Consider the following 21055-nt stretch of genomic DNA (forward strand, 5'->3'; position numbering starts at 1 on the left):
CCCCCGAGCGCCCGTCACATGTCGGGCTCAACGAGCGAAACACGCCCGCCTGAATGGCGCTCGAGCCGACCGGCGAGGTCGAGCTCCAGAAGGATCATGAAGATCTGCGCCGGATGAAGCCCGGTGTGGCGGATCAATTCATCGACCTCGACGGGAACCGGGCCGAGCGCCTCGATCACCCGGGCGCGGTCGCCGTCGACGGGTGGCGGCGTCGCGGTGAAATCAGGCGGTTCCTCGAGCCTGGCCGGTGCAAAAGGCTGGCGTCCAACCAGCGGCGCCAGAGCTTCCAGCACGTCGGCAGCCTCTGTCACGAGCGTCGCGCCATCCTTGAGCAGGCCGTTGCTGCCGGCGGCGCGCGGGTCGAGCGGCGAGCCGGGTACGGCGAAGACCAGGCGTCCCATCTCGCCGGCAAGCCGCGCGCTGATCAGCGAACCCGAACGTTGAGCCGCCTCGACGACGACAAGTCCGAGCGAAAGGCCGGCGACGATGCGATTGCGGCGCGGAAAGTCCTGGGCGCGTGGGTCCCAGCCGAACGGCATTTCGGAGACGATGGCGCCGCGTTCGGCGATCTCGTCGCAGAGGCCGACATTCTCGGGCGGGTAGGGGCGATCGATGCCGCCGGCCAGCACACCGACCGTGCCTGTGTCGAGGCTGCCCTGATGGGCCGCGGTGTCGATGCCACGGGCCAGTCCCGAGATCACGCCATAGCCGTTGCGACCAAGCTCCGAGGCAAGCATGCGCGCCATCTTGATGCCGGCGAGCGAGGCGTTGCGTGCGCCGACGATGGCCACAGGCGGCAAGCCGAAGACGGCAGCGGTGCCTTTGACGGCGAGCAGCGGCGGTGGGTTGTCCATGCGCGTGAGCGTCTGCGGGTAGTCGTGCTCGCCAAGCGCAACGAAGCGCGCGCCGCATCTGCGCGCCAGCTGCATCTCCGCCTCTGCCTCGGCCATCGAGGGAACCCGAACCGCGCGGTTTGCGCCGCCGGCCATCATGATTTCGGGCAGCATCTCAATTGCCGTTTCGGCGGATCCGAAGCGATTGATCAGGTCGCGAAAACTTGCGGGGCCGACATTTGGCGTACGGATCAGGCGCAGCCAATGAAGCCGCTGCCGGTCGCTGAGATGCGGCCCGGCGGCGGCGCGGGTCATCCCTTGGACCCGATCCGCGATTCAGTGCCGGCAAGCAGACGCGAGATGTTGGCGCGGTGGCGGATGAAGACGATCAGGCTCATCAGGGCCAGCAGGCCGGCGGCCTTGGGCATGTCGATCATATAAAGAGCAATCGGCACGACGATGGCGGCGGTCAGCGCTGCAAGCGACGAGTAGCGGCTGACGAAGGCGACGAGCAGCCAGGTAACGGCGAAGGCAAGCGCGCCGAGCCCCGACAGGCCGAACAGCACGCCGAGATAGGTGGCGACGCCCTTGCCGCCCTTGAAGCCGAGCCAGATCGGATAGAGATGGCCGATAAAGGCGCCGAGGCCGGCCGCAAGGGCCGCGTCGTGGCTCCAACGCGAAGCGACAAGCACAGCCACCGTGCCCTTGAGCGCGTCGAGCAGCAGCGTTGCTGCCGCCAGCTTCTTGTTGCCGGTGCGCAGCACGTTGGTGGCGCCGATATTGCCGGAGCCGATCTTGCGCACGTCGCCGAGGCCGGCAGCGCGGGTCAGCAGCAGGCCGAACGGAATCGAGCCGAGGGCATAGCCGAATACGGCGGCCGCGATGAGCACGTGCATGGCCGTCGGAAAAATGTCATCCGGCATCAAGGTCTGTGGTCTCCCCCGTGGCCTATCAGGCCGAATACACTGTGCGTCCGCCGACCAAGGTTTTCAAGACCTTGCCTTGCAGCCTCGCGCCTTCGAAGCAGGTGTTCTTGGAGCGCGAGCGGATGTCGGCCTCGCGCACCAGCCACGGCTCGCCAAGATCGACAAGCGCCAGATCTGCCAAGGCGCCGGGCTTCAGCGTACCGCCGGGCAGGCCGAACAGCTTTGCAGGCGCAGTCGAAAGTGCATCGATGATGCGCAGCAGCGGCACTTCGCCATTGTGGTGCAGCCGCAAGGCCACGGCCAGCAGCGTCTCCAGGCCGATCGCGCCGACGGCTGCGTCTGCGAAGGGCAGGCGCTTGGTATCGACGTCCTGAGGGTCGTGCGAAGAAACGATCAGGTCGATCGTGCCGTCCTTCAACGCCTCGATCATGGCGATGCGGTCTTCCTCGGCGCGCAAGGGCGGCGCCAGCCGGAAGAAGGTGCGGTATTCGCCGACGTCGTTTTCGTTGAGCGACAGGCTGTTGATCGAGACGCCCGCTGTGACCCTGGCACCGTCGGTCTTGGCGCGCGACACGGCATTTGCCGCCATCGCGGTCGAGATCTTGGCGGCGTGGTAGTTTCCGCGGGTCAGCCGGGCAAGCGCTAGGTCGCGCTCGAGCGGGATGGTCTCGGCCTCGCGCGGAATGCCGGAGAGACCGAGCCAGCTGGCATAAAGGCCTTCGTTCATAACGCCTGACGAGGCGAGGTCGGCGTCCTGCGTCTCGTGGGCGATCACTGCGTCGAAGTCGCGGGCATAGGTCAGCGCCCGGCGCATCACCATCGAACTGGCGATGGTGTGGCGTCCGTCGGTGAAGGCGACGGCACCGGCTTCCCGCAGCAGGCCGAACTCGGTCATCTCATGGCCGTCGAGCCCCTTGGTGATGGCCGCCGCCGGGAAGATGTTGACGGATGCGGTTTCCTTGGCGGTGCGCAGCACGAACTCGACCAGCGCGACATTGTCGATGACCGGGTCGGTGTCGGGCATCATGACGACTGACGTGACGCCGCCGGCTGCAGCGGCGATGCTGGCCGAGGCAATCGTCTCGCGATGTTCGCCGCCGGGTTCGCCGATGAAGACGCGACCGTCGATCAGGCCGGGAATGATCGCCTTGCCGGCGCAGTCGATGACCTCGGCGCCGCCTGGTATACCCTGGTTGAGCGCGTCGGCGCCTGCGGCGACGATCTTCTTGCCGTCGACGATGACGGTGCCGGTCTCATCGATGCCGCGCGAAGGGTCAACGACGCGGGCGCGCTGGAAAACGGTGATGCTCATGCGTTCTTTCCGTCGCGATTGCGGCGCGGGTCGAGCAGCGCTTCCATCACCGCCATGCGCACGGCGACGCCCATTTCCACCTGTTCCTGGATCACGCTCTGCGGGCCGTCGGCGATCTCCGAGGCGATTTCCACGCCGCGGTTCATCGGGCCGGGGTGCATCACCAGCGCGTCGGGCTTGGCCGCCTTCAGTTTCTCTGCGTCCAGTCCGTAGTATCGGAAGTACTCGCGTACCGACGGTACGAAGGCGCCGGCCATGCGTTCGCGCTGCAGGCGCAGCATCATGACGACGTCGGCGTCCTTCAGGCCCTCGGCCATCGATTGCGTCACCTCGACGCCCATCTGGGCGATGCCGGAAGGCAGCAACGTCGAAGGAGCCACGACCTTGATGCGGGCGCCGAGCGCATTGAGCAGCAGGATGTTGGAGCGGGCGACGCGCGAATGCAGGATGTCGCCGCAGATCGCCACCGTAAGATGAGCAATGCGGCCCTTGGCGCGGCGGATGGTCAGTGCGTCGAGCAGCGCCTGCGTCGGGTGCTCATGCGCGCCGTCGCCGGCATTGACCACCGAGCAGCCAACCTTTTGCGCCAACAGTGCGGCGGCACCCGCCGACTGGTGGCGAATGATCAGGATGTCGGGCCGCATCGCGTTCAGCGTCATCGCCGTGTCGATCAGCGTTTCGCCCTTCTTCACCGAAGAGCTCGCCACGGACATGTTCATCACGTCGGCGCCGAGGCGTTTTCCGGCGAGCTCGAACGACGATTGCGTGCGCGTCGAGGCTTCATAGAACAGATTGATCTGGGTTCTGCCCCGCAACGTCGAGGTCTTCTTCTCCGACTGACGCGAAATGGAGACGGCCGCGTCGGCGCGGTCGAGCAAGATTTCGATGTCGAATGGAGAAAGGTCGCGGATGCCAAGAAGATGGCGGTGCGGGTAGGGCGGCAGGGACGATAGGTCTGTCATCTCAAGGCGCTGCTATAGGCTGTGCTTAGGTGACCCGCAAGCCGGCATTTCATCGATGAAAGTTCTCCCACGGGATTTTCGTCGCCTCCAAGCTGAGCCATAAGCTATCGATAAGCATTTCGGCTATAAAGCCGGCCATGGCTGCGGATTCGTGCCCGTCGCCCACACCGATGAAGGACAAGGCGTGACGCAGGACGTGCCGAACCAGCCCCCTCCGCTGACGGGCAGCAATGCCTGGCGCGGTGACCCGCTGCTGATCCAGATCGCGGAAGGCTTCTCCGATCCCGTGCGCCGTGACCTCGACGGGCTCGGCCGCTTCGTGCTGACTCATGAAGCGCAGGACCTGGCGCGGCTCGCCAACAGCGAAGTGCCGAAGCTCAGGACCCATGACCGCCAGGGCCGCCGTATCGATCAGGTCGAGTTCCATCCCGCCTATCACGCGCTGATGCGCCGCTCGATCGCGGGCGGCCTGCATTCCTCCGTCTGGGAGAATGGCGGCACCGAGACCGGCCGCCGCCACCAGGTGCGCGCGGCGCGCTTTTATCTGACAGCACAACTCGAATGCGGGCATCTGTGCCCGATCACCATGACCAATGCCTCGCTTGCTGCCTTGATGGCGAGCCCGAAGCTGTTTCGCGAATGGGCGCCGCGCGTCACCACGCGCAAATATGACCAGGCGCAGAAGCCGCCGGTCGAAAAGACCGGCCTGACGCTCGGCATGGGAATGACCGAGAAGCAGGGCGGCACCGACTTGCGCGCCAACACCACCAAGGCCGAGCGTGCCGGCGGCAGTTTCTACCGGCTCACCGGTCACAAATGGTTCATGTCGGCGCCGATGTCGGATGCCTTCCTGATGCTGGCGCAGGCGCCCGAGGGGCTGTCATGCTTCCTCGTTCCGCGCATCCTGAGCGACGGCTCGGCCAACGGGCTGCAGTTCCAGCGCTTGAAGGACAAGCTCGGCAACCGCTCCAACGCCTCGTCCGAGGTCGAGATCCAGGGCGCCATCGGCGATCTGGTCGGTGAACCCGGCGGCGGCATCAAGACGATCATGGACATGGTGACGCTGACGCGGCTCGATTGCGCCGTCGCTTCGTCGGCGATCATGCGCGCCGGCCTCGCCGAAGCAGTCCACCACACCCGTCACCGCCAGGTGTTCGGCGCCAACCTCGTCGACCAGCCTCTGATGCAGCGTGTCCTGGCCGACATGGCGCTCGACGTCGCGGGGGCTACCGCACTCGCCTTCCGCTTGGCGCGGTCGTTCGACGAAGCTGCATCCGACCGCGGCGAGGCGGCCTTTGCGCGCGCCATGACGCCGGTCGTCAAGTACTGGGTCTGCAAGATCGCGCCGGCGCTGCTCTACGAGGCGATGGAGTGCCTGGGCGGCAACGGTTATGTCGAGGAAGCGCCGCTGGCCCGCTATTATCGCGAGGCGCCGGTCAATGCGATCTGGGAAGGCTCGGGCAACGTCATGGCGCTCGACGTGCTGCGCGTGCTGCAACGGGCGCCCGGCCTGTTCGAGGACGTGCTGGCAACGCTTGAGCGCGACCTCGGTCCTGGCGGACGCAGCGTGCTCGGCGTGCTGCGTGCCGCCATGCAGGTCGCGTCGTCGGACGAGGGCTCGGCGCGCATCCTGACCGAGCAGCTGGCGATCTCGGCTGCCGCGGCCGAACTGCGCCGCATGGGGGCAGGGCGGATTGCCGACGCCTTCATCGAGACCCGTCTCGCCGGCCAGTGGCGCGGCACCTACGGCATGCTCGACGCGCGTCACGATTCGCGCCTGATCATCGACACGCTCTATCCACAGGTCGGCTGACACGTTCCGGAACAGGTACCGTGCCATTTCTGGACGGCGAGCTGCAAATTAACCTTAACAAATGGTTTACATTGCGCTGGCTCGGTGCAGGGCTCACTGTCTTTGCAAGGAAGCAGGAAACCCGATGCCGGCACGTTCGAACCAGTTCCATGGCCATGAAGCCGCCACGCCGTCGGCTAGAGGTAGCGTCTGATGCGCTATGTCCTCGCCGTTTGGGCTGCGCCGCTGGTCCTGTTCTGGGGCTGGTACTTCCTGTCGATCAACGACCTCAATTTCGGATTCCCGATCCTGAGCCGCGCCCTGAATCTGGCGATCTTCGACCTTTATGGCGAATTGCTCGGCGTCGAGGCGGCCAAAATCCCGTGGATGATCGGCAAGGCCTGCATCATCGACACATTCATCCTCTTGGGCATCTGGGCGTTCCGGCGCCGCAAGCTGATTGCCGAGAAAGTGCGGGGCTGGCGCGCTAGCCCGCGGCCGGAGATGCGTCGAGTGTCTGAAGCCGGTCGAGTACACCCTGCAGAATAAAGGCCGCCGCCGCCGAATCGATGCGGCCGTCGCGCTTCTTGCGCGAGACGTCCATCTCGATCAGCGCACGTTCGGCGGCGACCGTCGATAGCCGCTCATCCCAGAACAGGAACGGCAAATCGGTCAGGTTGGCTGCGTTGCGCACGAAGGCGCGGGACTTCTGGGCGCGCGGGCCTTCCGAGCCATCCATGTTGATCGGCAGGCCGATGACGATCGCGCCGGTGTTTTCCTTGGTGAGCATTGCAAGCAGGGCAGCCACGTCGAGCGTGAACTTCTTGCGGATGATGACTTGGCGCGGATGCGAGAATGACAGGCCGCGATCGGAGACCGCCACGCCGATGGTCTTGTCGCCGAGGTCGAGCCCGGCAAGGGTCTTGCCACCGGCCAGCAGCGCGGGCAGTTGTTCGATCGTAACGATGGCCAAGTGGCTTTCCTCTATGACTTGCTAGCTGTGTCCGCCCCGATGAACAGGACACGGCCTAACACCTTGAATTCGCGTATCGGCCTCTTTGAAAGGGGCCTTGCGCGTTCTATCCTTTGGCCAACGAAATTGCGAGGAGTGCCGAAACGATGAAGCTGACCTGGTACGGACATTCGGCGTTCCGCGTTGAAGTCGCTGGCGCCACCATTCTGATCGACCCGTTCCTGACCGGCAATCCGTCGTGGGGCAAATCCTGGGAGGAGGTCGTCGAGGGTGTCACCCATGTGCTTTTGACGCACGGCCATGACGACCATATCGGCGATGCCGCAGCGATCCTGAAGAAGACCGGCGCCATGCTCGTCGCCAATTTCGAGATCTGCATGTATCTCGTCGGCCAGGGTGTCGGCGACAAGCAGATCAATCCCGGCAACATCGGTGGCACCGTCGACTGCGGCAGCTTCACCACCACCTTCGTTGCGGCGCTGCATTCGTCGTCGGTCAGCGGGCCGAATGGCGGCAACGTCTATCTCGGCAATCCCGGTGGCCTGGTGCTGCATTTCGCCGAGGAGCGCACGCTCTATCACATGGGCGATACCGACATCTTCTCCGACATGGCGTTGATCAACGAGTTGCACGAACCGGCCATCGGCATCGTACCGATCGGCGACCGCTTCACCATGGGCGGTGCTGTGGCGGCCCTTGCCTGCCGGCGCTTCTTCAAGTTCGAAACCGTAGTGCCATGCCACTTCGCCAGCTTCCCGATCATCGACCAGACGGCGGACCAGTTCGTCGCCGGTCTCGAAGGCTCTGGCGTCGAGGTGGTGTTGCCCAGGGTTGGCGTGGCGACCGACATTTGAGCTGGCGGCTGTGCCGCGAAGTGGGGTTTGACATGAAGTTCTTGCGAATTCTTTCGATGTCCTCGCTGGCAGTGTTCGGCACGTCGGCCCATGCCGCCGATTTCATCAAGGGTGTCTATCTCCAGTCCGAGGAGCTCTGCGCCCAGGCGAAGAAGGATTCGCTGCAGTCGGTCATCGACGCCGGCAGCCTGATCCTGTCGTCGAACGGCCTCGAAAGCGTCGAGTACAATTGTGAGTTCCTCAACGTCACGCGCGCGACGCGGGCGCCTGCATGGGTCGTGACCGCCGTGTGCCAGGAGCCCGGGCATCTGTTCCCAGACACGCTCTCCATCCTCGAACTCAGCCCGACGCAACTCGAGCTCGTTTCGGTGCGCCAGGTCGATCCCGAGGGCGGCCAGACCGACAATGGCGGCACCTACGTGCTGTGCGATGGCGTCGCCATGCCATGAGCATGATCATCGATGTTGCACCGCGCGCGCCGCGCCGTTATAGCCCGACCTGACCAAATTTACCGGCTTTCCGGAGTTTTTCGATGTCCGTTGATCTCAAGACCGTCAAGCGCGTCGCGCATCTCGCCCGTATCGCAGTGAGCGAGGACGATGCCCAGCGCATGACCGGCGAATTGAACGCTATCCTCGGCTTCGTCGAGCAACTCAACGAGGTCGACGTCACGGGCGTCGAGCCAATGACGTCGGTCACGCCGATGGAGATGAAGAAGCGCGTCGATGCCGTCACCGACGGCAACAAGGCGGCCGACATCGTCGCCAACGCGCCTGCCACCGACGAGAATTTCTTCCTTGTGCCGAAAGTGGTGGAATAGGCCCTGCCGGCCAGTCCGTCGTCTCATCAAAAGCAGCTTTCGGCTGCGTGACCCCGAAGTGAATTCGCCATGACCGACCTGACCAGACTGACGATTGCCGAAGCGCGCGAGAAGCTGCGCGGCAAGGAGATCACCGCCACCGAGCTGACCGACGCCTATGTCACGGCGATCGATCAGGCCAATTCCACCTTCAACGCCTATGTCGCCACCACGCCTGACAAGGCGCGCGAGATGGCCAAGGTGTCCGACGCCAAACTGGCCAGGGGTGAGGGCGGTGCGCTGGAGGGAATCCCGCTCGGGATCAAGGATCTGTTCGCCACCGAAGGCGTGCACACCCAGGCCTGCAGCCACGTGCTGGACGGTTTCGAGCCGCGCTACGAATCGACGGTTACGGCCAATCTGTGGGCCGACGGTGCTGTCATGCTCGGCAAGCTCAACATGGACGAGTTCGCCATGGGCTCGTCCAACGAGACTTCCTATTACGGCCCGGTGATCAACCCGTGGCGGCGCTCGCGCGTCGGCACGGTGGTAATGCCGACGACCCATCAGGGCGACGGCGGCTTCGTTGCATCAGGCGGCGCAAAGACCGCGCGCAGATATGACAACATGCAACTCGTGCCAGGCGGCTCCTCGGGTGGCTCTGCGGCAGCCGTTTCGGCCTTCCTCTGCGCCGGTGCGACGGCCACCGACACGGGCGGCTCGATCCGCCAGCCGGCGGCCTTTACCGGCACTGTCGGCATCAAGCCGACCTATGGCCGTGTTTCGCGCTGGGGCACCGTTGCCTTCGCTTCGTCGCTCGACCAGGCCGGTCCGATCGCCCGCGACGTGCGCGACGCTGCGATCCTGCTCAAGTCGATGGCCTCTGTCGACGCCAAGGACACCACCTCCGTCGACCTGCCGGTGCCGGACTACGAGGCGGCGATCGGCAAGTCGGTCAAGGGCATGAAGATCGGCATTCCAAAAGAATACCGCGTCGACGGCATGCCCGAAGATATCGAGGCGCTGTGGCAGAAGGGCATTGCCTGGCTCAGGGATGCCGGCGCTGAGATCGTCGACATCTCGCTGCCCCACACCAAATACGCGCTGCCGGCCTATTACATCGTGGCTCCCGCTGAAGCGTCCTCGAACCTCGCCCGCTATGACGGTGTCCGATACGGCCTGCGCGTGCCGGGCAAGGACATCATCGAGATGTACGAGAACACCCGTGCCGCCGGTTTCGGCCGCGAGGTCAAACGCCGCATCATGATCGGCACCTATGTGCTGTCGGCCGGCTATTACGATGCCTATTACCTCCAGGCGCAGAAGGTGCGAACGCTGATCAAGCGTGACTTCGAGCTGGCTTTCGCCGCCGGCGTCGACGTCATCCTGACACCGGCAACGCCGTCGGCCGCGTTCGGCGTCGCCGACGAGGACATGGCCGCCGATCCGGTCAAGATGTACCTCAACGACATCTTCACCGTGACGGTGAACATGGCCGGTCTGCCTGGCATCGCCGTCCCCGCCGGTCTCGACGGCCACGGCCTGCCGCTCGGCCTGCAGCTGATCGGGCGCCCGTTCGACGAAGAGACGCTGTTCCAGACCGCTCATGTCATCGAGCAGGCCGCTGGCCGTTTCCAGCCGGAGAAATGGTGGTAGGCGCATAGCGCCTATCAGCCGAAGCCGGGCACGTGTCAGCTGTCCAGTCGAGCAAGTCCGGGGTCGTACTTTGCGGGCTGACATAGTAGTGGATTGGAGGGGGCTCCATTCCATTACGGACGGCATATCGGTTTGTTCTTCTATCTCTCCAAGATCTTCTGGTTCTTCGCCCAGCCGCTCAATTTCGCAATCTTCCTGCTTGCGGCCGGGCTCGTTGCCAGCTTCTTCGGGCGCCGGCGCCTCTTCCGCATGGCGACTTTCGCCTCGCTGATGATTCTGGCCCTCGCGACCTGGACCTCGCTTGGCTCGCTGATGCTCAATCCGTTGGAAGAGCGGTTCCAGCGACCAGCCCAGCCGGCCAGGGTCGACGGCATCATCGTGCTCGGTGGCGGCTTCGAGGGCGCGATCAATCTGGCGCGGGGCGGCTATGAGCTTAACAGCGGTGGCGACCGCATGGTCGAGACGGCGATCCTTGCCAGGCGCTATCCCGATGCGAAGGTCGTCATTTCAGGCGGCACAGGAACGCTGGTGCTCGAAGGCGAAGGCGATGCCGATACGGCGCCGCGCCTGCTGGAAGCCCTCGGCGTGTCGCGCGAGCGGATGATCCTCGAAGGACGCTCCCGCAACACCTATGAGAACGCGTTGTTCTCCAAGGAGATGGTGACGCCGAAGCCTGGCGAGACCTGGCTGCTGGTCACCTCGGCCTTCCACATGCCGCGTTCGATGGCGCTGTTTGCCAAGGCTGGTTTCGATGTCACCGCCTGGCCTGTCGACTACCGGACATCGGGCGAGGAGGGCGTCGGCCTGTTCACCGACAATCCGGCCGATTCGCTCCAGAACACGACCATGGCGATGCGTGAGTGGATCGGCCTTCTCGCCTACTGGCTGTCGGGACGGATCGACGATCCGTTCCCAGGTCCGAAATCCTGAACCAGCACCGCCTTGCGAGCCTCGGAAAAGAACTGGCGTCTGATCAGCACTGCGAGCAGCACCACTGTGGTGACGAAGAAGACGCGCGCGTCGACGAACCAGCCGAGATAGCCGATCGAGAAAAACACGCCGCGCAGGCCGGCGTTGAAATGCTTGCCGGCCAGCTGGTTCATCCGGGTCGCCCGCATGACTGCGACGTCGATCGCCGCGTTGGGCTCGCTGCCGGGGCTGAGCTGGGGAACGGCGCCGATCAGGATCGAGCAGTAGTTGAACAGCCGGTAGGCCCAGCCGAACTTGAAGAACGAATAGGCCAGGATGACGATCAGGCCGATGACCTTGATCTCGAACAGTGGCCGTGCGGTGGCGCCTGCAAGCGGCACGTCGCTCAAGATGGCCAGAACGCGATCGGAGGCGCCGAGCAGGGCAAAGCAGCCGCCGACGGCAATCAGCGAGCTGGAGGCGAAGAAGGCGGTGCCTTGCTGCAGCCCGTTCATGATCGAGGTGTCGACGATCCTGACCTCGCGCCGAGCCATCGTCGCCATCCAGGCGGCGCGTTGGGCGTTCATCGCCCGCGTCAGCGACATGCGCGTGACGATATGGCCTTCGGCGCCAAGGGCATGAAACACCCAGCCGGCGAGGAAGAACGCAAGTGCCGCGATGTCGAGGGCGCCCAAAGGGCCGGTCATGGAAACGGAATCGTTGATCATCCCGTGCAGGCTAGCATGCGCGCCGCACCTATTTCGAGATCATCTGCGTGCCACGGCAGTGTCACAGGTGTTTAGAAAGCGTGAATCGTGAATTCGGCATAAGTGCCTGATTTGATTAAAAATGGATTGATGGCCGCATGGCAGCCATGCAGAATTCGCCTTGCTTTGGCCATTTTTTGCAATTGCGAAGGCGCACGCAAAGGCGTATCCAGCAGGCAACTCGGCCACGCGCTGAGGCGGACCTACCGCCCGCTGACCGAACCACAAGGATCTTGCGACACATCATGGATGACGGCGTTCAGAAATCCTGCTGGGGCCTCACGGCCAAGGCAGTGATTGGCTTTGCAGGTTTTCTTCTTATTGCCTGGTTGGTGAGCGGTGCCGAAACGGCAGCTGTCGTGGCCGCCGGCTGATCGAAAATTGCCTGGATTGGATACAAGAAGCGCGGCTGGGCCGCGCTTCTTTGCGATATGGCCTTGCCTTATCAGGCGGTTTTTTCAAATGTCGCGCGCTGAGCAAACCACGTCGGATCGCGCCTAGCTACAGACGTGAAAAGGGCGGAATGATCGTATACATACGCGACATGAGCCGCCGACGTCGCAGGGAGTGAGATTTGTTTCTTTCGGTATTCGACCTGTTCAAGATCGGCATTGGTCCGTCGAGCTCGCACACGATGGGGCCGATGACTGCGGCTGCACGTTTTCTCGACGAGATCCTGACCGGCGACTGGCCGCGTCCGGCTGGCGCCAAGGTAGACCGCGTCGGCGCCAGCCTGCACGGTTCGCTCGCCTATACCGGCGTCGGCCACGGAACCGACCGCGCCGTCATGCTCGGCCTCTACGGGCTGACACCTGTCACCGTTGATCCGGACAAGACGGACGGCATCGTCGAGCAGATCTCTCGCGACAAGCATGTGTCGCCGGAGGGACATCCGTCCTACCGCTTCGATCCGGGCATCGATCTTGTGCTCGACAAGAAGACGCCGCTGCTCGGCCACGCCAACGGCATGGCGTTTTACGCTTATGACGCGAGCGACCGCCTGCTGCTCAAGCGCATCTATTACTCCATCGGCGGCGGCTTCGTCGTTTCAGAGGAAGAGCTGCAGCGCATGAAGGCCAAGACCGCGGCTCCGGCGGCGGGCAAGCGTGTGCCCTATCCGTTTGCGAATGCCGTCGAGATGCTTGCCATGGCGTCGCGGAGCGGGCTCTCCATTGCCGAGATGAAGCGCGCCAATGAAGAAATCCACATGCAGCGCGCCGATCTCGATGCCGGTCTCGATGCCGTCTGGGACGCAATGAGCCGCTGTATCGACCGTGGCCTGTCGCAGGACGGCATCATGCCGGGCGGCCTCAAGGTTCGTCGTCGCGCCCGCCAGCTGCACGACAAGCTGCAGGAGCAGTGGAGCCAGAACCGGCCCAACCCGCTGCTCGCCAATGACTGGCTGTCGATCTACGCCATGGCCGTCAACGAAGAGAATGCCGCCGGCGGCCGCGTCGTCACGGCGCCCACCAACGGTGCTGCCGGCACACTGCCGGCCGTCCTGCGCTATTGGCTGCATTTCCATGTCGAGGCGGACAAGGACAGCATCCGCGACTTCCTGCTGACTGCAGCCGCCGTCGGCGGCATCATCAAGACCAACGCCTCCATTTCCGGCGCCGAGGTCGGCTGCCAGGGCGAGGTCGGCTCGGCGTCGGCGATGGCGGCGGCCGGGCTGTGCGCCGTCATGGGCGGTACACCCGAGCAGGTCGAGAACGCCGCCGAGATCGCGCTCGAACACCATCTCGGCATGACCTGCGATCCCGTCGGCGGCCTTGTCCAGGTGCCGTGCATCGAGCGCAACGCGCTCGGCGCGGTCAAGGCGGTCACCGCGGCCTCGCTCGCCATCAAGGGCGACGGCAAGCATTTCGTGCCGCTCGACGCCGCCATCGAAACCATGCGCCAGACCGGCATGGACATGAGCGAGAAGTACAAGGAAACCAGCCTTGGCGGTCTCGCGGTCAACGTCGTCGAGTGCTGAGGGTGTCCGACGGGCTGGCCCAACAGGCCAGCCTGTGCAAAACCACTGGCGGCGTTGAATGCGTCTGGCGGAGACGCTAGTTTTCAGCCCATGTCACTGAACATGCTAAAGCTCTGCGTCGGCTGCGACAGCGTCGAGGATCTCGAGGAATGGATCGCCTTCCGCTTGGACGAGCGCAGGCGCAATGGCGAGCCGGTGGAGCAGTTCCACACCACGCGCATGGTGCCGACCCGCGGTGCCGAACTGACGTCGGGTGGCTCGCTCTACTGGGTTATCAAGGGCAACGTTCAGTGCCGCCAGCGCTTGCTGGAAATCCGGCCCTTCACCGATGCAGAAGGCATCGGCCGTTGCCATCTCATTCTCGAGCCGACCGTTGTGCGCACCGACTGGCAGCCGCGCCGCGCCTTCCAGGGCTGGCGCTACCTCAAGCCAGTAGATGCGCCGGCCGATCTCGGCCAGGGCAATGCAGCGCTGGCAGAAATGCCGCCAAAGCTGCGGCTCGAACTTGCCGAACTCGGGCTACTCTAGCTCGGGTGCCGAAGCCCGCAACGACGGGCTTGCAAGCTATCGCGCGCCGCCACATCTTCTTTGGTGATGAGCGACCAAAGCAAGCCTCCGGCTACGTCAGCCAATCACCCGCCGGTCGAGCGCCGTTCGGATTCCGCGGCGATCGACGCATTCGTGCGAAAGGCGCGCGCGCTGGCCACCGGCAAGGCCAATGGTCGACTGGTGCTGGCGCTCGACGCCACGATGAGCCGGCAGCCGACCTGGGATCTCGCCTGTGAATTGCAGGGCCAGATGTTCGACGCCGTCGGCAATACCGGCAGGCTGAACGTGCAGCTTGTCTATTTCCGCGGGCTTGGCGAATGCCGGGCGTCCAAATTTGTTGCCGAGACGGCTTCACTCAAGCAGCTGATGACGTCCATCCAGTGCCGCAGCGGTCAGACGCAGGTCGGCAAGGTGTTGGCGCATGCGCTCAAGGAGACGTCGTCCGCCAAGGTCGATGCGCTGGTCTACATCGGCGATGCGATGGAAGAGAACATCGACGAACTTGCCGAAAAGGCCGGCAAACTTGGCTTGTTAGGCGTTCCGGCCTTCGTCTTCCAGGAAGGCCATGACGCAGACGCCGAGCGCGCCTTCAAGGAGATCGCGCGACTCAGCAAGGGCGCCTGGTTCCGCTTTGACAGCAAGGCCGCGGCGACCTTGTCGAAGCTTTTGTCCGCGGTCGCCGTCTTTGCCACGGGCGGCATCAAGGCGCTGGAGGCGAGGGGCCGTCCCGAGGACATTCTGATGATCGAGCATTTGAGGAGCGGCAAGGCACCATGACAGTTCTCGCCGTCCTCGCCGCTGTCCTGGTATTTTCGACGCTGGCCGTCACCATCTTCCTGCGCGCCGATGCGACCCAGCTTGCCAGGGCGCTGAAGATGGCAGGGCCATTGGCGCTGGGGCTGGTTGGCGTGGTTCTGTTGCTGTTGGGCCGGGCAGCCGTCGGCGGCGGCCTGATCTCCGCGGCCCTGGCCTGGTATGCGGCCAGCAGGAGGGGGGCTTCTACCAGTCGAACGCCGGGGCGGCGTTCGACCGTAAGGACCGCGGCGCTCGAAATGGAGCTTGATCACGACACAGGTGGCCTGCAGGGGTTCGTCCTGGCCGGCCGCCAGGAAGGCAAGTCACTCGCCTCACTCGGCCTTACTGAACTCAAGGCACTCTACAAGGAGCTGTCCGGCGATCCGGAAAGCCTACAGCTACTTGAGACCTATCTTGACGGCCGCTTTCCCGTTTGGCGAGAAGACGCGCAACCTGACCGAGACGACGGGCAGCGTGTTGCGCCAAGTTCTGGCGCCATGACTAAGGAGGAGGCCTACAAGGTCCTTGGTCTTGAAGCGGGGGCCGCCGCGGCGGATGTCCGCAAGGCGCATCGACGACTGATTCAGCGCCTGCATCCCGATCTCGGAGGCTCGTCTTTCCTCGCGGCGAGGATCAACGAAGCCAAGGACGTCCTTCTCTCCGATCATCACTAGACTCTCCTTCGACACAGAACTTTCCAGGAGGTTGGGGGCGCCTACTGCGCGATTGCGTAGCAGGCGATCTTCTTCTTCTTCAGTGCGTTGCAGGCATTCCAGGCGGAGTCCTTGGATTCAAAGCCGGCAAAGCGGGCACGGAAGTAGGTCACGCCGCCCTTTTCGAAGGGCACGGTGAAGGGCGAAGCCTTGGCAAGTGCTGCTCCAGCCTGCTTTGCCGTCTTGTCGAGGATGGCACGCGCCTCGCCGTCGCTCGGCGACGAAGCGACCTGGATCGCCCAGCCCGACGGGACTGATGCGGTTTTCATCTGATCGAGGGCCTGGACGGCCGGAGCCCGCTCTTCTGCGTAGGCCTGCTCGACGCCCTCAGCGGGAGCGCGATCCTTGGCCTTGCGGATCTGGAACGGAATCTTGCCGCCGAAACGTTCGGTCGAAGCCATGGCGATCTTCGGCTCGGTGGTGCGTGCGATGACCGGCTTTGGAGCGGGCACGGCAGCAGCCACGACAACCTCGTCGCTCTCGACGGCTTCATCGGCGGAAGCGTCGGCGACGACGATCTCCTCGGCTTCCGGGCGCATGTCGGGCATCGGCGCATTGCGCTTGGGCAGCTGAGCCCTGGCGACCGCGACGGCCGGCATCGGCGTATCGGTCTTGGCGATCAGGTCGCCACCGCCGCGCTTCGAGGCCTGCGGCATGTAGGTCTTGATCAGTTCAGCCATCTTGTTGTCACGGCTGGCGCCGCTGGTGCCGCCGAGAACCACGGCGACGATGCGGCGGTTGCCGTCCTGCACCGAGGAGACCAGGTTGAAGCCCGAGGCGCGGGTGTAGCCGGTCTTGATGCCGTCGACGCCCTTGATGCGGCCGAGCAGGCGATTGTGGTTGGCGATGCGCTGGCGGCCGAAAGCAAAGGAGCGCGTCGAGAAATAGCTGTAATACTGCGGAAAATGCTCACGCAGCGCGATGCCGAGCTTGGCCATGTCGCGCGCGGTGGTGAACTGGGCGGTGTTGGGCAGGCCGTTGGCATTGCGGAACACGGTGCCCTGCATGCCCAAGCTGCGTGCCTTGGCGGTCATCATGCGCGCGAAGTTTTCCTCCGAGCCGCCGATCATTTCGCCGAGCGCCGTCGAGGCATCGTTGGCCGAGCGCGTGATGAGCGAGAGAATCGCTGCTTCGACGCTGATCGAACCGCCTGCCTTGACGCCGATCTTGGTCGGCGGCTCGGCGGCCGCGTTCTTGGAAAACACGACCTTGGAATCTTTCTGGATTCGACCCTTCGAAAGCGCTTCGAAGGTCAGATAGAGCGTCATCATCTTGGTCAGCGACGCCGGATAGCGCCGGGAATCGGCACTCGAGGAGTGAAGGGTTTCACCGGTGTTCGCATCGACGACGATCGCTGCGTAGCGGCTGTCCCTGGTCGCCTTGGCTGCAGAAACAGGAGCCGCCGACGCCATCCCTATGGCTGCGGCGAGGGTGAAAACCATGAACGATTTGATGGAGATGGCCGACTTGAGCACTTTACCCGGCAACGCTTGACGCACTGTTACACCCTTGAATTATTGTTGCATGTGGGGCGGCAAAGGTTCCTGCCCCGTATCGATGCACAGTAGGGTCACAGCGTTACCAATCCGTTTATGGTAACCGGCTCGTTCACACTTTTGCTTGGGCTTTAGTCTAACTTTACCGAACGGGATCGTCGCTTTGGGCGGTATGGAATGACGCCGGGTCAGTTGACATTTTGTGCGCTGCACAATATCTAGGCTGCATCGCACAATCACATAGCGCAGCGCGCGGAACCCGAAAGGATGCAGCGATGACCCAGACCTATGAAGATTTCAGCAAATACGGCAAGGACTTCGTCGACACCGGCCTGAAGAGCTTCGCTTCGCTCTCCAAGGGCGCGCAGGCGATCGCCACCGAGACGACCGACTACACCAAGAAGAGCTTCGAGGCAGGTGCTGCCACCTTCGAGAAGCTGCTCGGCGTCAAGTCGCTCGAGAAGGCCGTCGAAATCCAGACCGACTATGCCAAGCAGGCTTATGAAGGTTTTGTCGCCGAGGCGACCAAGCTCGGCGAACTGTATGCCGAACTCGCCAAGGACGCCTACAAGCCGTTTGAGTCGCTCGTCGCCAAGGCGAAGTGATCGACTGATCCCCGATTTCAGGGGGCTGGATCGAAAGATCCGGCAGAGAAGACCCGGTTGCGCCCGCGCAGCCGGGTTTTTTGTTTTTCTTTTGCACAAGTGCTTCACGTTTATGGCAATTCGGGCCATGCCGCCCCCGTCACCATATTGTCAGCACGTCAGAAGGGCTTAAAATCCCCCTAATGACACCTACATGACGAAGTGTCGGAATTGATGAAGGGCAGGACCAGATTGACGACCGGCTTGGAAGCCACGAACTTCGACGTGGCGCGGATGCAGAACGGTGACGAGGGAGGCAACGGCCCAGGCCGCGGCACCGCAGTCATTACCCGTACGAAGACCAAGACCAAGCGGCCGAGCCTCTACCGGGTGCTCATCCTCAACGACGACTACACCCCGATGGAGTTCGTCGTGCATGTGCTCGAACGCTTCTTCCAGAAGGACAGGGAGGCCGCTACCCGCATCATGCTGCATGTCCACAACCATGGCGTCGGCGAATGCGGGATCTACACGTTCGAAGTGGCCGAGACAAAGGTGTCCCAGGTCATGGATTTCGCCAGACAAAATCAGCATCCGCTGCAATGCGTGATGGAGAAGAAGTGAGGTATTGAATGCCGGCTTTCTCCCAGGGCCTCGAAAAAGCGCTGCATCAGGCGTTGACGCTCGCCAACGAGCGTCACCATGAATATGCGACGCTCGAACATCTGCTGCTCGCTCTCATCGACGACAATGAGGCAGCAGCGGTCATGCGCGCCTGCAACGTCGATCTCGACGAACTCAAGCAGACAGTGCTGACCTATATCGACACCGAGCTCGACAATCTCGTCACCGGCTACGACGAGGATTCGAAGCCGACCGCCGGTTTCCAGCGCGTCATCCAGCGCGCCGTCATCCACGTCCAGTCGTCCGGCCGCGAGGAAGTGTCAGGCGCCAACGTGCTCGTTGCGATCTTCGCCGAGCGCGAGAGCCATGCTGCCTATTTCCTGCAGGAACAGCAGATGACACGCTACGACGCGGTCAACTACATCTCGCACGGCATCGCCAAGCGTCCCGGCGCCACCGAAACGCGCAGCCCGCGCGGCGCCGACGAGGAGCAGGGCAGCTCGAACAATGAGGCAAACGAAGAGACAGGCAAGGGCAAGAAGCAGCAGGATGCGCTGACGGCCTATTGCGTCAATCTCAACGTCAAGGCGCGGGCCGGCAAGATCGATCCGCTGATCGGCCGCGAGTCCGAGATCAACCGCACCATCCAGGTGCTGTGCCGCCGCTCCAAGAACAACCCGCTCTACGTCGGCGACCCCGGCGTGGGTAAGACTGCGATTGCCGAGGGCCTCGCCAAGCGTATCGTCGAGGGCGACGTTCCCGAAGTGCTCGAGGATGCCACCATCTTCGCGCTCGACATGGGCACGCTGCTTGCCGGCACGCGCTATCGCGGCGACTTCGAGGAACGCCTGAAGCAGGTGGTCAAGGAACTCGAGGAGTATCCGGGCGCTGTGCTGTTCATCGACGAGATTCACACCGTCATCGGTGCCGGTGCGACGTCGGGCGGCGCGATGGATGCCTCCAACCTGCTCAAGCCGGCGCTGTCGTCGGGTGCCATCCGTTGCATCGGCTCAACCACCTACAAGGAGTTCCGCCAGTTCTTCGAGAAGGACAGGGCGCTTGTCCGTCGTTTCCAGAAGATCGACGTCAACGAGCCGACCGTCGACGACGCCATCGAGATCATGAAGGGCCTCAAGCCCTATTATGAGGATTTCCACAAGGTGAAGTTCACCAACGAGGCGATCAAGGCGGCCGTCGAGCTTTCGGCACGCTACATCAACGACCGTAAGCTGCCCGACAAGGCGATCGACGTGATCGACGAGACGGGCGCGTCGCAAATGCTCTTGCCGGAAGGCAAGCGCAAGAAGACGATCGGCATCAAGGAGATCGAGGCGACGATCGCCACGATGGCGCGTATTCCGCCGAAGACCGTCTCGGCCGACGACGAAAAGGTGCTGGCTGGCCTCGAGGTCGAGCTGCAGCGCGTCGTCTATGGTCAGGACACGGCGATCACTGCGCTTACCTCGGCCATCAAGCTGGCGCGTGCCGGCCTGCGCGAACCGGAGAAGCCGATCGGCTCCTACCTGTTCTCGGGTCCGACCGGCGTCGGCAAGACCGAAGTGGCAAAGCAGCTTGCACTGTCGCTGGGCGTGGAACTGATCCGCTTCGACATGTCGGAATATATGGAGCGTCATACCGTCAGCCGCCTGATCGGCGCGCCGCCCGGATATGTCGGCTTCGACCAGGGCGGCCTGCTGACCGACGGTGTCGACCAGCATCCGCATTGCGTGCTGCTGCTCGACGAAGTGGAAAAGGCCCATCCCGATCTGTTCAACATCCTGTTGCAGGTCATGGACCACGGCAAGCTGACCGACCACAACGGCAAGCAGATCGACTTCCGCAATGTCATCCTGATCATGACCACCAATGCGGGCGCGTCCGACGCGCAGCGCGCGGCGATCGGTTTCGGATCGACAAAACGCGAAGGCGACGATGTCGAGGCGATCAACAGGCTGTTCACGCCGGAGTTCCGCAACCGTCTCGATGCCATCATCCCGTTCGGCTCGCTGCCGGTGCCGGTGGTGCATCAGGTCGTGCAGAAGTTCGTCATGCAGCTGGAAGCCCAGCTTTCCGAGCGGGGCGTCACCTTCGACCTGTCGCCGGATGCAATCGCCTGGCTGGCCGAGAAAGGCTACGACGAGCGCATGGGCGCGCGGCCGCTCGGCCGCGTCATCCAGGAGCACATCAAGAAGCCGCTGGCCGACGAGGTGCTGTTCGGCAAGCTCAAGAAGGGCGGCACGGTGCGCGTCACCGTCGAGAAGAAGGAAACGGGCGAATCCGGCCTGAAACTCGAGACGGTTGCCGACGAAGTGCCGGTGAAGCCGAAGAAGGAAGATCCGGCCGATCGTCCGAAGCCCAAGAAGGCTGCTGCCAAGAAGCCGGTCGCCAAGAAGGTCGTGTCGGCGAAGCCGAAGTCCGAGCCGAAGGGCAAGGATGGCGGCAAGCGCAGCCTCGTTCCCCAATTGCCTCGAAAGGGCTGATGGGAAAAACAAGGAAGCCCCGGCAACGGGGCTTCCTTTTTGGCTGATCGAAA

Annotated in this window: 22 protein-coding genes; 15 read left to right on the plus strand and 7 right to left on the minus strand. The window is 63.6% G+C overall.

What is annotated here, in order from left to right; translation table 11 throughout:
* Nucleotides 1-14: 14 nt before the first annotated feature.
* Genes dprA through SLT36_RS14795 form a run of 4 tightly spaced genes read right to left on the minus strand, consistent with a single transcriptional unit; the run spans nt 15 to nt 4033 of the window.
* Entirely contained in the window at nt 15-1148 is a 1134-nt protein-coding gene (gene dprA / locus SLT36_RS14780; protein WP_432283325.1) for a DNA-processing protein DprA, read from the minus strand.
* On the minus strand, nt 1145-1756 hold the full coding sequence (gene plsY, locus SLT36_RS14785; protein WP_263007290.1) for a glycerol-3-phosphate 1-O-acyltransferase PlsY: 612 nt from the start codon (nt 1754-1756) through the stop codon (nt 1145-1147). The genes dprA and plsY overlap by 4 nt, the downstream gene beginning before the upstream one ends.
* A gap of 28 nt (nt 1757-1784) precedes the next feature.
* A complete protein-coding gene (locus SLT36_RS14790) occupies nt 1785-3071 on the minus strand; it encodes a dihydroorotase (RefSeq protein ID WP_432283326.1) in 1287 nt (428 codons plus the stop codon).
* Nucleotides 3068-4033 (minus strand): aspartate carbamoyltransferase catalytic subunit, encoded by a 966-nt coding sequence (locus SLT36_RS14795; RefSeq protein WP_067962480.1) that lies wholly within the window; start codon nt 4031-4033, stop codon nt 3068-3070. Before SLT36_RS14795 ends, SLT36_RS14790 begins: the two co-directional genes overlap by 4 nt.
* A gap of 184 nt (nt 4034-4217) precedes the next feature.
* Between SLT36_RS14795 and SLT36_RS14800 the strand changes: the two genes are divergently transcribed.
* Both SLT36_RS14800 and SLT36_RS14805 read left to right on the plus strand, forming a co-directional pair.
* Nucleotides 4218-5846 carry an acyl-CoA dehydrogenase family protein gene (locus tag SLT36_RS14800; protein ID WP_432283327.1) on the plus strand — a complete coding sequence of 543 codons (1629 nt, stop codon included), beginning with the start codon at nt 4218-4220 and terminating at the stop codon, nt 5844-5846.
* Nucleotides 5847-6038: 192 nt separating this feature from the next.
* Nucleotides 6039-6374, plus strand: coding sequence for a DUF6105 family protein (locus SLT36_RS14805; RefSeq protein ID WP_432283328.1), 336 nt, complete (start codon nt 6039-6041; stop codon nt 6372-6374).
* Here the strand turns inward: SLT36_RS14805 and ruvX are convergent.
* The gene (gene ruvX, locus SLT36_RS14810; protein ID WP_432283329.1) at nt 6313-6798 is read right to left on the minus strand and encodes a Holliday junction resolvase RuvX; all 486 of its coding nucleotides are present in this window, start codon (nt 6796-6798) and stop codon (nt 6313-6315) included. The genes SLT36_RS14805 and ruvX overlap by 62 nt on opposite strands.
* A 146-nt stretch (nt 6799-6944) precedes the next feature.
* On the opposite strand from ruvX, the gene SLT36_RS14815 reads away from it, so the two are divergent.
* From SLT36_RS14815 to SLT36_RS14835, 5 genes are all read left to right on the plus strand, one after another.
* The gene (locus SLT36_RS14815) at nt 6945-7652 is read left to right on the plus strand and encodes a metal-dependent hydrolase (RefSeq protein WP_432283330.1); all 708 of its coding nucleotides are present in this window, start codon (nt 6945-6947) and stop codon (nt 7650-7652) included.
* Between the two features lie 32 nt (nt 7653-7684).
* Nucleotides 7685-8101: a hypothetical protein gene (locus SLT36_RS14820; RefSeq protein ID WP_432283331.1), complete on the plus strand. Its 417-nt coding sequence runs from the start codon at nt 7685-7687 to the stop codon at nt 8099-8101.
* 83 nt (nt 8102-8184) lie between these two features.
* Nucleotides 8185-8472, plus strand: a complete 288-nt coding sequence (gene gatC, locus SLT36_RS14825; RefSeq protein ID WP_067962472.1) for an Asp-tRNA(Asn)/Glu-tRNA(Gln) amidotransferase subunit GatC — start codon at nt 8185-8187, stop codon at nt 8470-8472.
* Nucleotides 8473-8541: 69 nt separating this feature from the next.
* Nucleotides 8542-10107, plus strand: coding sequence for an amidase (locus tag SLT36_RS14830; RefSeq protein ID WP_432283332.1), 1566 nt, complete (start codon nt 8542-8544; stop codon nt 10105-10107).
* 132 nt (nt 10108-10239) lie between these two features.
* A complete protein-coding gene (locus SLT36_RS14835; RefSeq protein WP_432283333.1) occupies nt 10240-11037 on the plus strand; it encodes a YdcF family protein in 798 nt (265 codons plus the stop codon).
* On the opposite strand, the gene SLT36_RS14840 is transcribed toward SLT36_RS14835, so the two are convergent.
* On the minus strand, nt 10986-11723 hold the full coding sequence (locus SLT36_RS14840) for a DUF599 domain-containing protein (RefSeq protein WP_067966626.1): 738 nt from the start codon (nt 11721-11723) through the stop codon (nt 10986-10988). The two genes, SLT36_RS14835 and SLT36_RS14840, sit on opposite strands and share 52 nt — an antisense overlap.
* A 305-nt stretch (nt 11724-12028) precedes the next feature.
* Here SLT36_RS14840 and SLT36_RS14845 point away from each other — a divergent pair, with 305 nt between their 5' ends.
* From SLT36_RS14845 to SLT36_RS14865, 5 genes are all read left to right on the plus strand, one after another.
* Complete coding sequence (locus SLT36_RS14845) at nt 12029-12157, plus strand: hypothetical protein (RefSeq protein WP_256438414.1); 129 nt, start codon at nt 12029-12031, stop codon at nt 12155-12157.
* Between the two features lie 200 nt (nt 12158-12357).
* Complete coding sequence (locus SLT36_RS14850; protein WP_432283334.1) at nt 12358-13761, plus strand: L-serine ammonia-lyase; 1404 nt, start codon at nt 12358-12360, stop codon at nt 13759-13761.
* 90 nt (nt 13762-13851) lie between these two features.
* On the plus strand, nt 13852-14289 hold the full coding sequence (locus tag SLT36_RS14855; RefSeq protein ID WP_154386046.1) for a DUF1489 family protein: 438 nt from the start codon (nt 13852-13854) through the stop codon (nt 14287-14289).
* A gap of 66 nt (nt 14290-14355) precedes the next feature.
* A complete protein-coding gene (locus SLT36_RS14860) occupies nt 14356-15087 on the plus strand; it encodes a VWA domain-containing protein (RefSeq protein WP_432283335.1) in 732 nt (243 codons plus the stop codon).
* A complete protein-coding gene (locus SLT36_RS14865; protein ID WP_432283336.1) occupies nt 15084-15779 on the plus strand; it encodes a DnaJ domain-containing protein in 696 nt (231 codons plus the stop codon). Before SLT36_RS14860 ends, SLT36_RS14865 begins: the two co-directional genes overlap by 4 nt.
* Before the next feature lie 41 nt (nt 15780-15820).
* On the opposite strand, the gene SLT36_RS14870 is transcribed toward SLT36_RS14865, so the two are convergent.
* Nucleotides 15821-17260: a D-alanyl-D-alanine carboxypeptidase gene (locus SLT36_RS14870; RefSeq protein WP_432283337.1), complete on the minus strand. Its 1440-nt coding sequence runs from the start codon at nt 17258-17260 to the stop codon at nt 15821-15823.
* Between the two features lie 329 nt (nt 17261-17589).
* Here SLT36_RS14870 and SLT36_RS14875 point away from each other — a divergent pair, with 329 nt between their 5' ends.
* From SLT36_RS14875 to clpA, 3 genes are all read left to right on the plus strand, one after another.
* Nucleotides 17590-17919 (plus strand): phasin family protein, encoded by a 330-nt coding sequence (locus SLT36_RS14875; protein WP_067962446.1) that lies wholly within the window; start codon nt 17590-17592, stop codon nt 17917-17919.
* A 273-nt stretch (nt 17920-18192) separates the two neighbouring features.
* Entirely contained in the window at nt 18193-18522 is a 330-nt protein-coding gene (gene clpS, locus SLT36_RS14880) for an ATP-dependent Clp protease adapter ClpS (RefSeq protein ID WP_055977693.1), read from the plus strand.
* Nucleotides 18523-18530: 8 nt separating this feature from the next.
* Nucleotides 18531-21002 carry an ATP-dependent Clp protease ATP-binding subunit ClpA gene (clpA, locus tag SLT36_RS14885; protein ID WP_067962443.1) on the plus strand — a complete coding sequence of 824 codons (2472 nt, stop codon included), beginning with the start codon at nt 18531-18533 and terminating at the stop codon, nt 21000-21002.
* Nucleotides 21003-21055 lie beyond the last annotated feature (53 nt).

Origin of the sequence: Aminobacter sp. BA135 (assembly GCF_050859125.1) — a bacterium.
Taxonomy (GTDB): Bacteria; Pseudomonadota; Alphaproteobacteria; order Rhizobiales; family Rhizobiaceae; genus Aminobacter; species Aminobacter ciceronei.

Bases quoted from the DNA above. Each gene is read 5' to 3' on its own strand.
- SLT36_RS14790 (WP_432283326.1), bottom strand. From the start codon at position 3,071: ATGAGCATCACCGTTTTCCAGCGCGCCCGCGTCGTTGACCCTTCGCGC.
- SLT36_RS14870 (WP_432283337.1), bottom strand. From the start codon at position 17,260: ATGGTTTTCACCCTCGCCGCAGCCATAGGGATGGCGTCGGCGGCTCCT.
- SLT36_RS14865 (WP_432283336.1), top strand. From the start codon at position 15,084: ATGACAGTTCTCGCCGTCCTCGCCGCTGTCCTGGTATTTTCGACGCTG.
- plsY (WP_263007290.1), bottom strand. From the start codon at position 1,756: ATGCCGGATGACATTTTTCCGACGGCCATGCACGTGCTCATCGCGGCC.
- SLT36_RS14815 (WP_432283330.1), top strand. From the start codon at position 6,945: ATGAAGCTGACCTGGTACGGACATTCGGCGTTCCGCGTTGAAGTCGCT.
- SLT36_RS14875 (WP_067962446.1), top strand. From the start codon at position 17,590: ATGACCCAGACCTATGAAGATTTCAGCAAATACGGCAAGGACTTCGTC.
- SLT36_RS14855 (WP_154386046.1), top strand. From the start codon at position 13,852: ATGTCACTGAACATGCTAAAGCTCTGCGTCGGCTGCGACAGCGTCGAG.
- dprA (WP_432283325.1), bottom strand. From the start codon at position 1,148: ATGACCCGCGCCGCCGCCGGGCCGCATCTCAGCGACCGGCAGCGGCTT.
- SLT36_RS14845 (WP_256438414.1), top strand. From the start codon at position 12,029: ATGGATGACGGCGTTCAGAAATCCTGCTGGGGCCTCACGGCCAAGGCA.
- SLT36_RS14805 (WP_432283328.1), top strand. From the start codon at position 6,039: ATGCGCTATGTCCTCGCCGTTTGGGCTGCGCCGCTGGTCCTGTTCTGG.
- SLT36_RS14820 (WP_432283331.1), top strand. From the start codon at position 7,685: ATGAAGTTCTTGCGAATTCTTTCGATGTCCTCGCTGGCAGTGTTCGGC.
- gatC (WP_067962472.1), top strand. From the start codon at position 8,185: ATGTCCGTTGATCTCAAGACCGTCAAGCGCGTCGCGCATCTCGCCCGT.
- SLT36_RS14860 (WP_432283335.1), top strand. From the start codon at position 14,356: ATGAGCGACCAAAGCAAGCCTCCGGCTACGTCAGCCAATCACCCGCCG.
- clpS (WP_055977693.1), top strand. From the start codon at position 18,193: ATGCAGAACGGTGACGAGGGAGGCAACGGCCCAGGCCGCGGCACCGCA.
- clpA (WP_067962443.1), top strand. From the start codon at position 18,531: ATGCCGGCTTTCTCCCAGGGCCTCGAAAAAGCGCTGCATCAGGCGTTG.
- SLT36_RS14830 (WP_432283332.1), top strand. From the start codon at position 8,542: ATGACCGACCTGACCAGACTGACGATTGCCGAAGCGCGCGAGAAGCTG.
- SLT36_RS14795 (WP_067962480.1), bottom strand. From the start codon at position 4,033: ATGACAGACCTATCGTCCCTGCCGCCCTACCCGCACCGCCATCTTCTT.
- SLT36_RS14840 (WP_067966626.1), bottom strand. From the start codon at position 11,723: ATGACCGGCCCTTTGGGCGCCCTCGACATCGCGGCACTTGCGTTCTTC.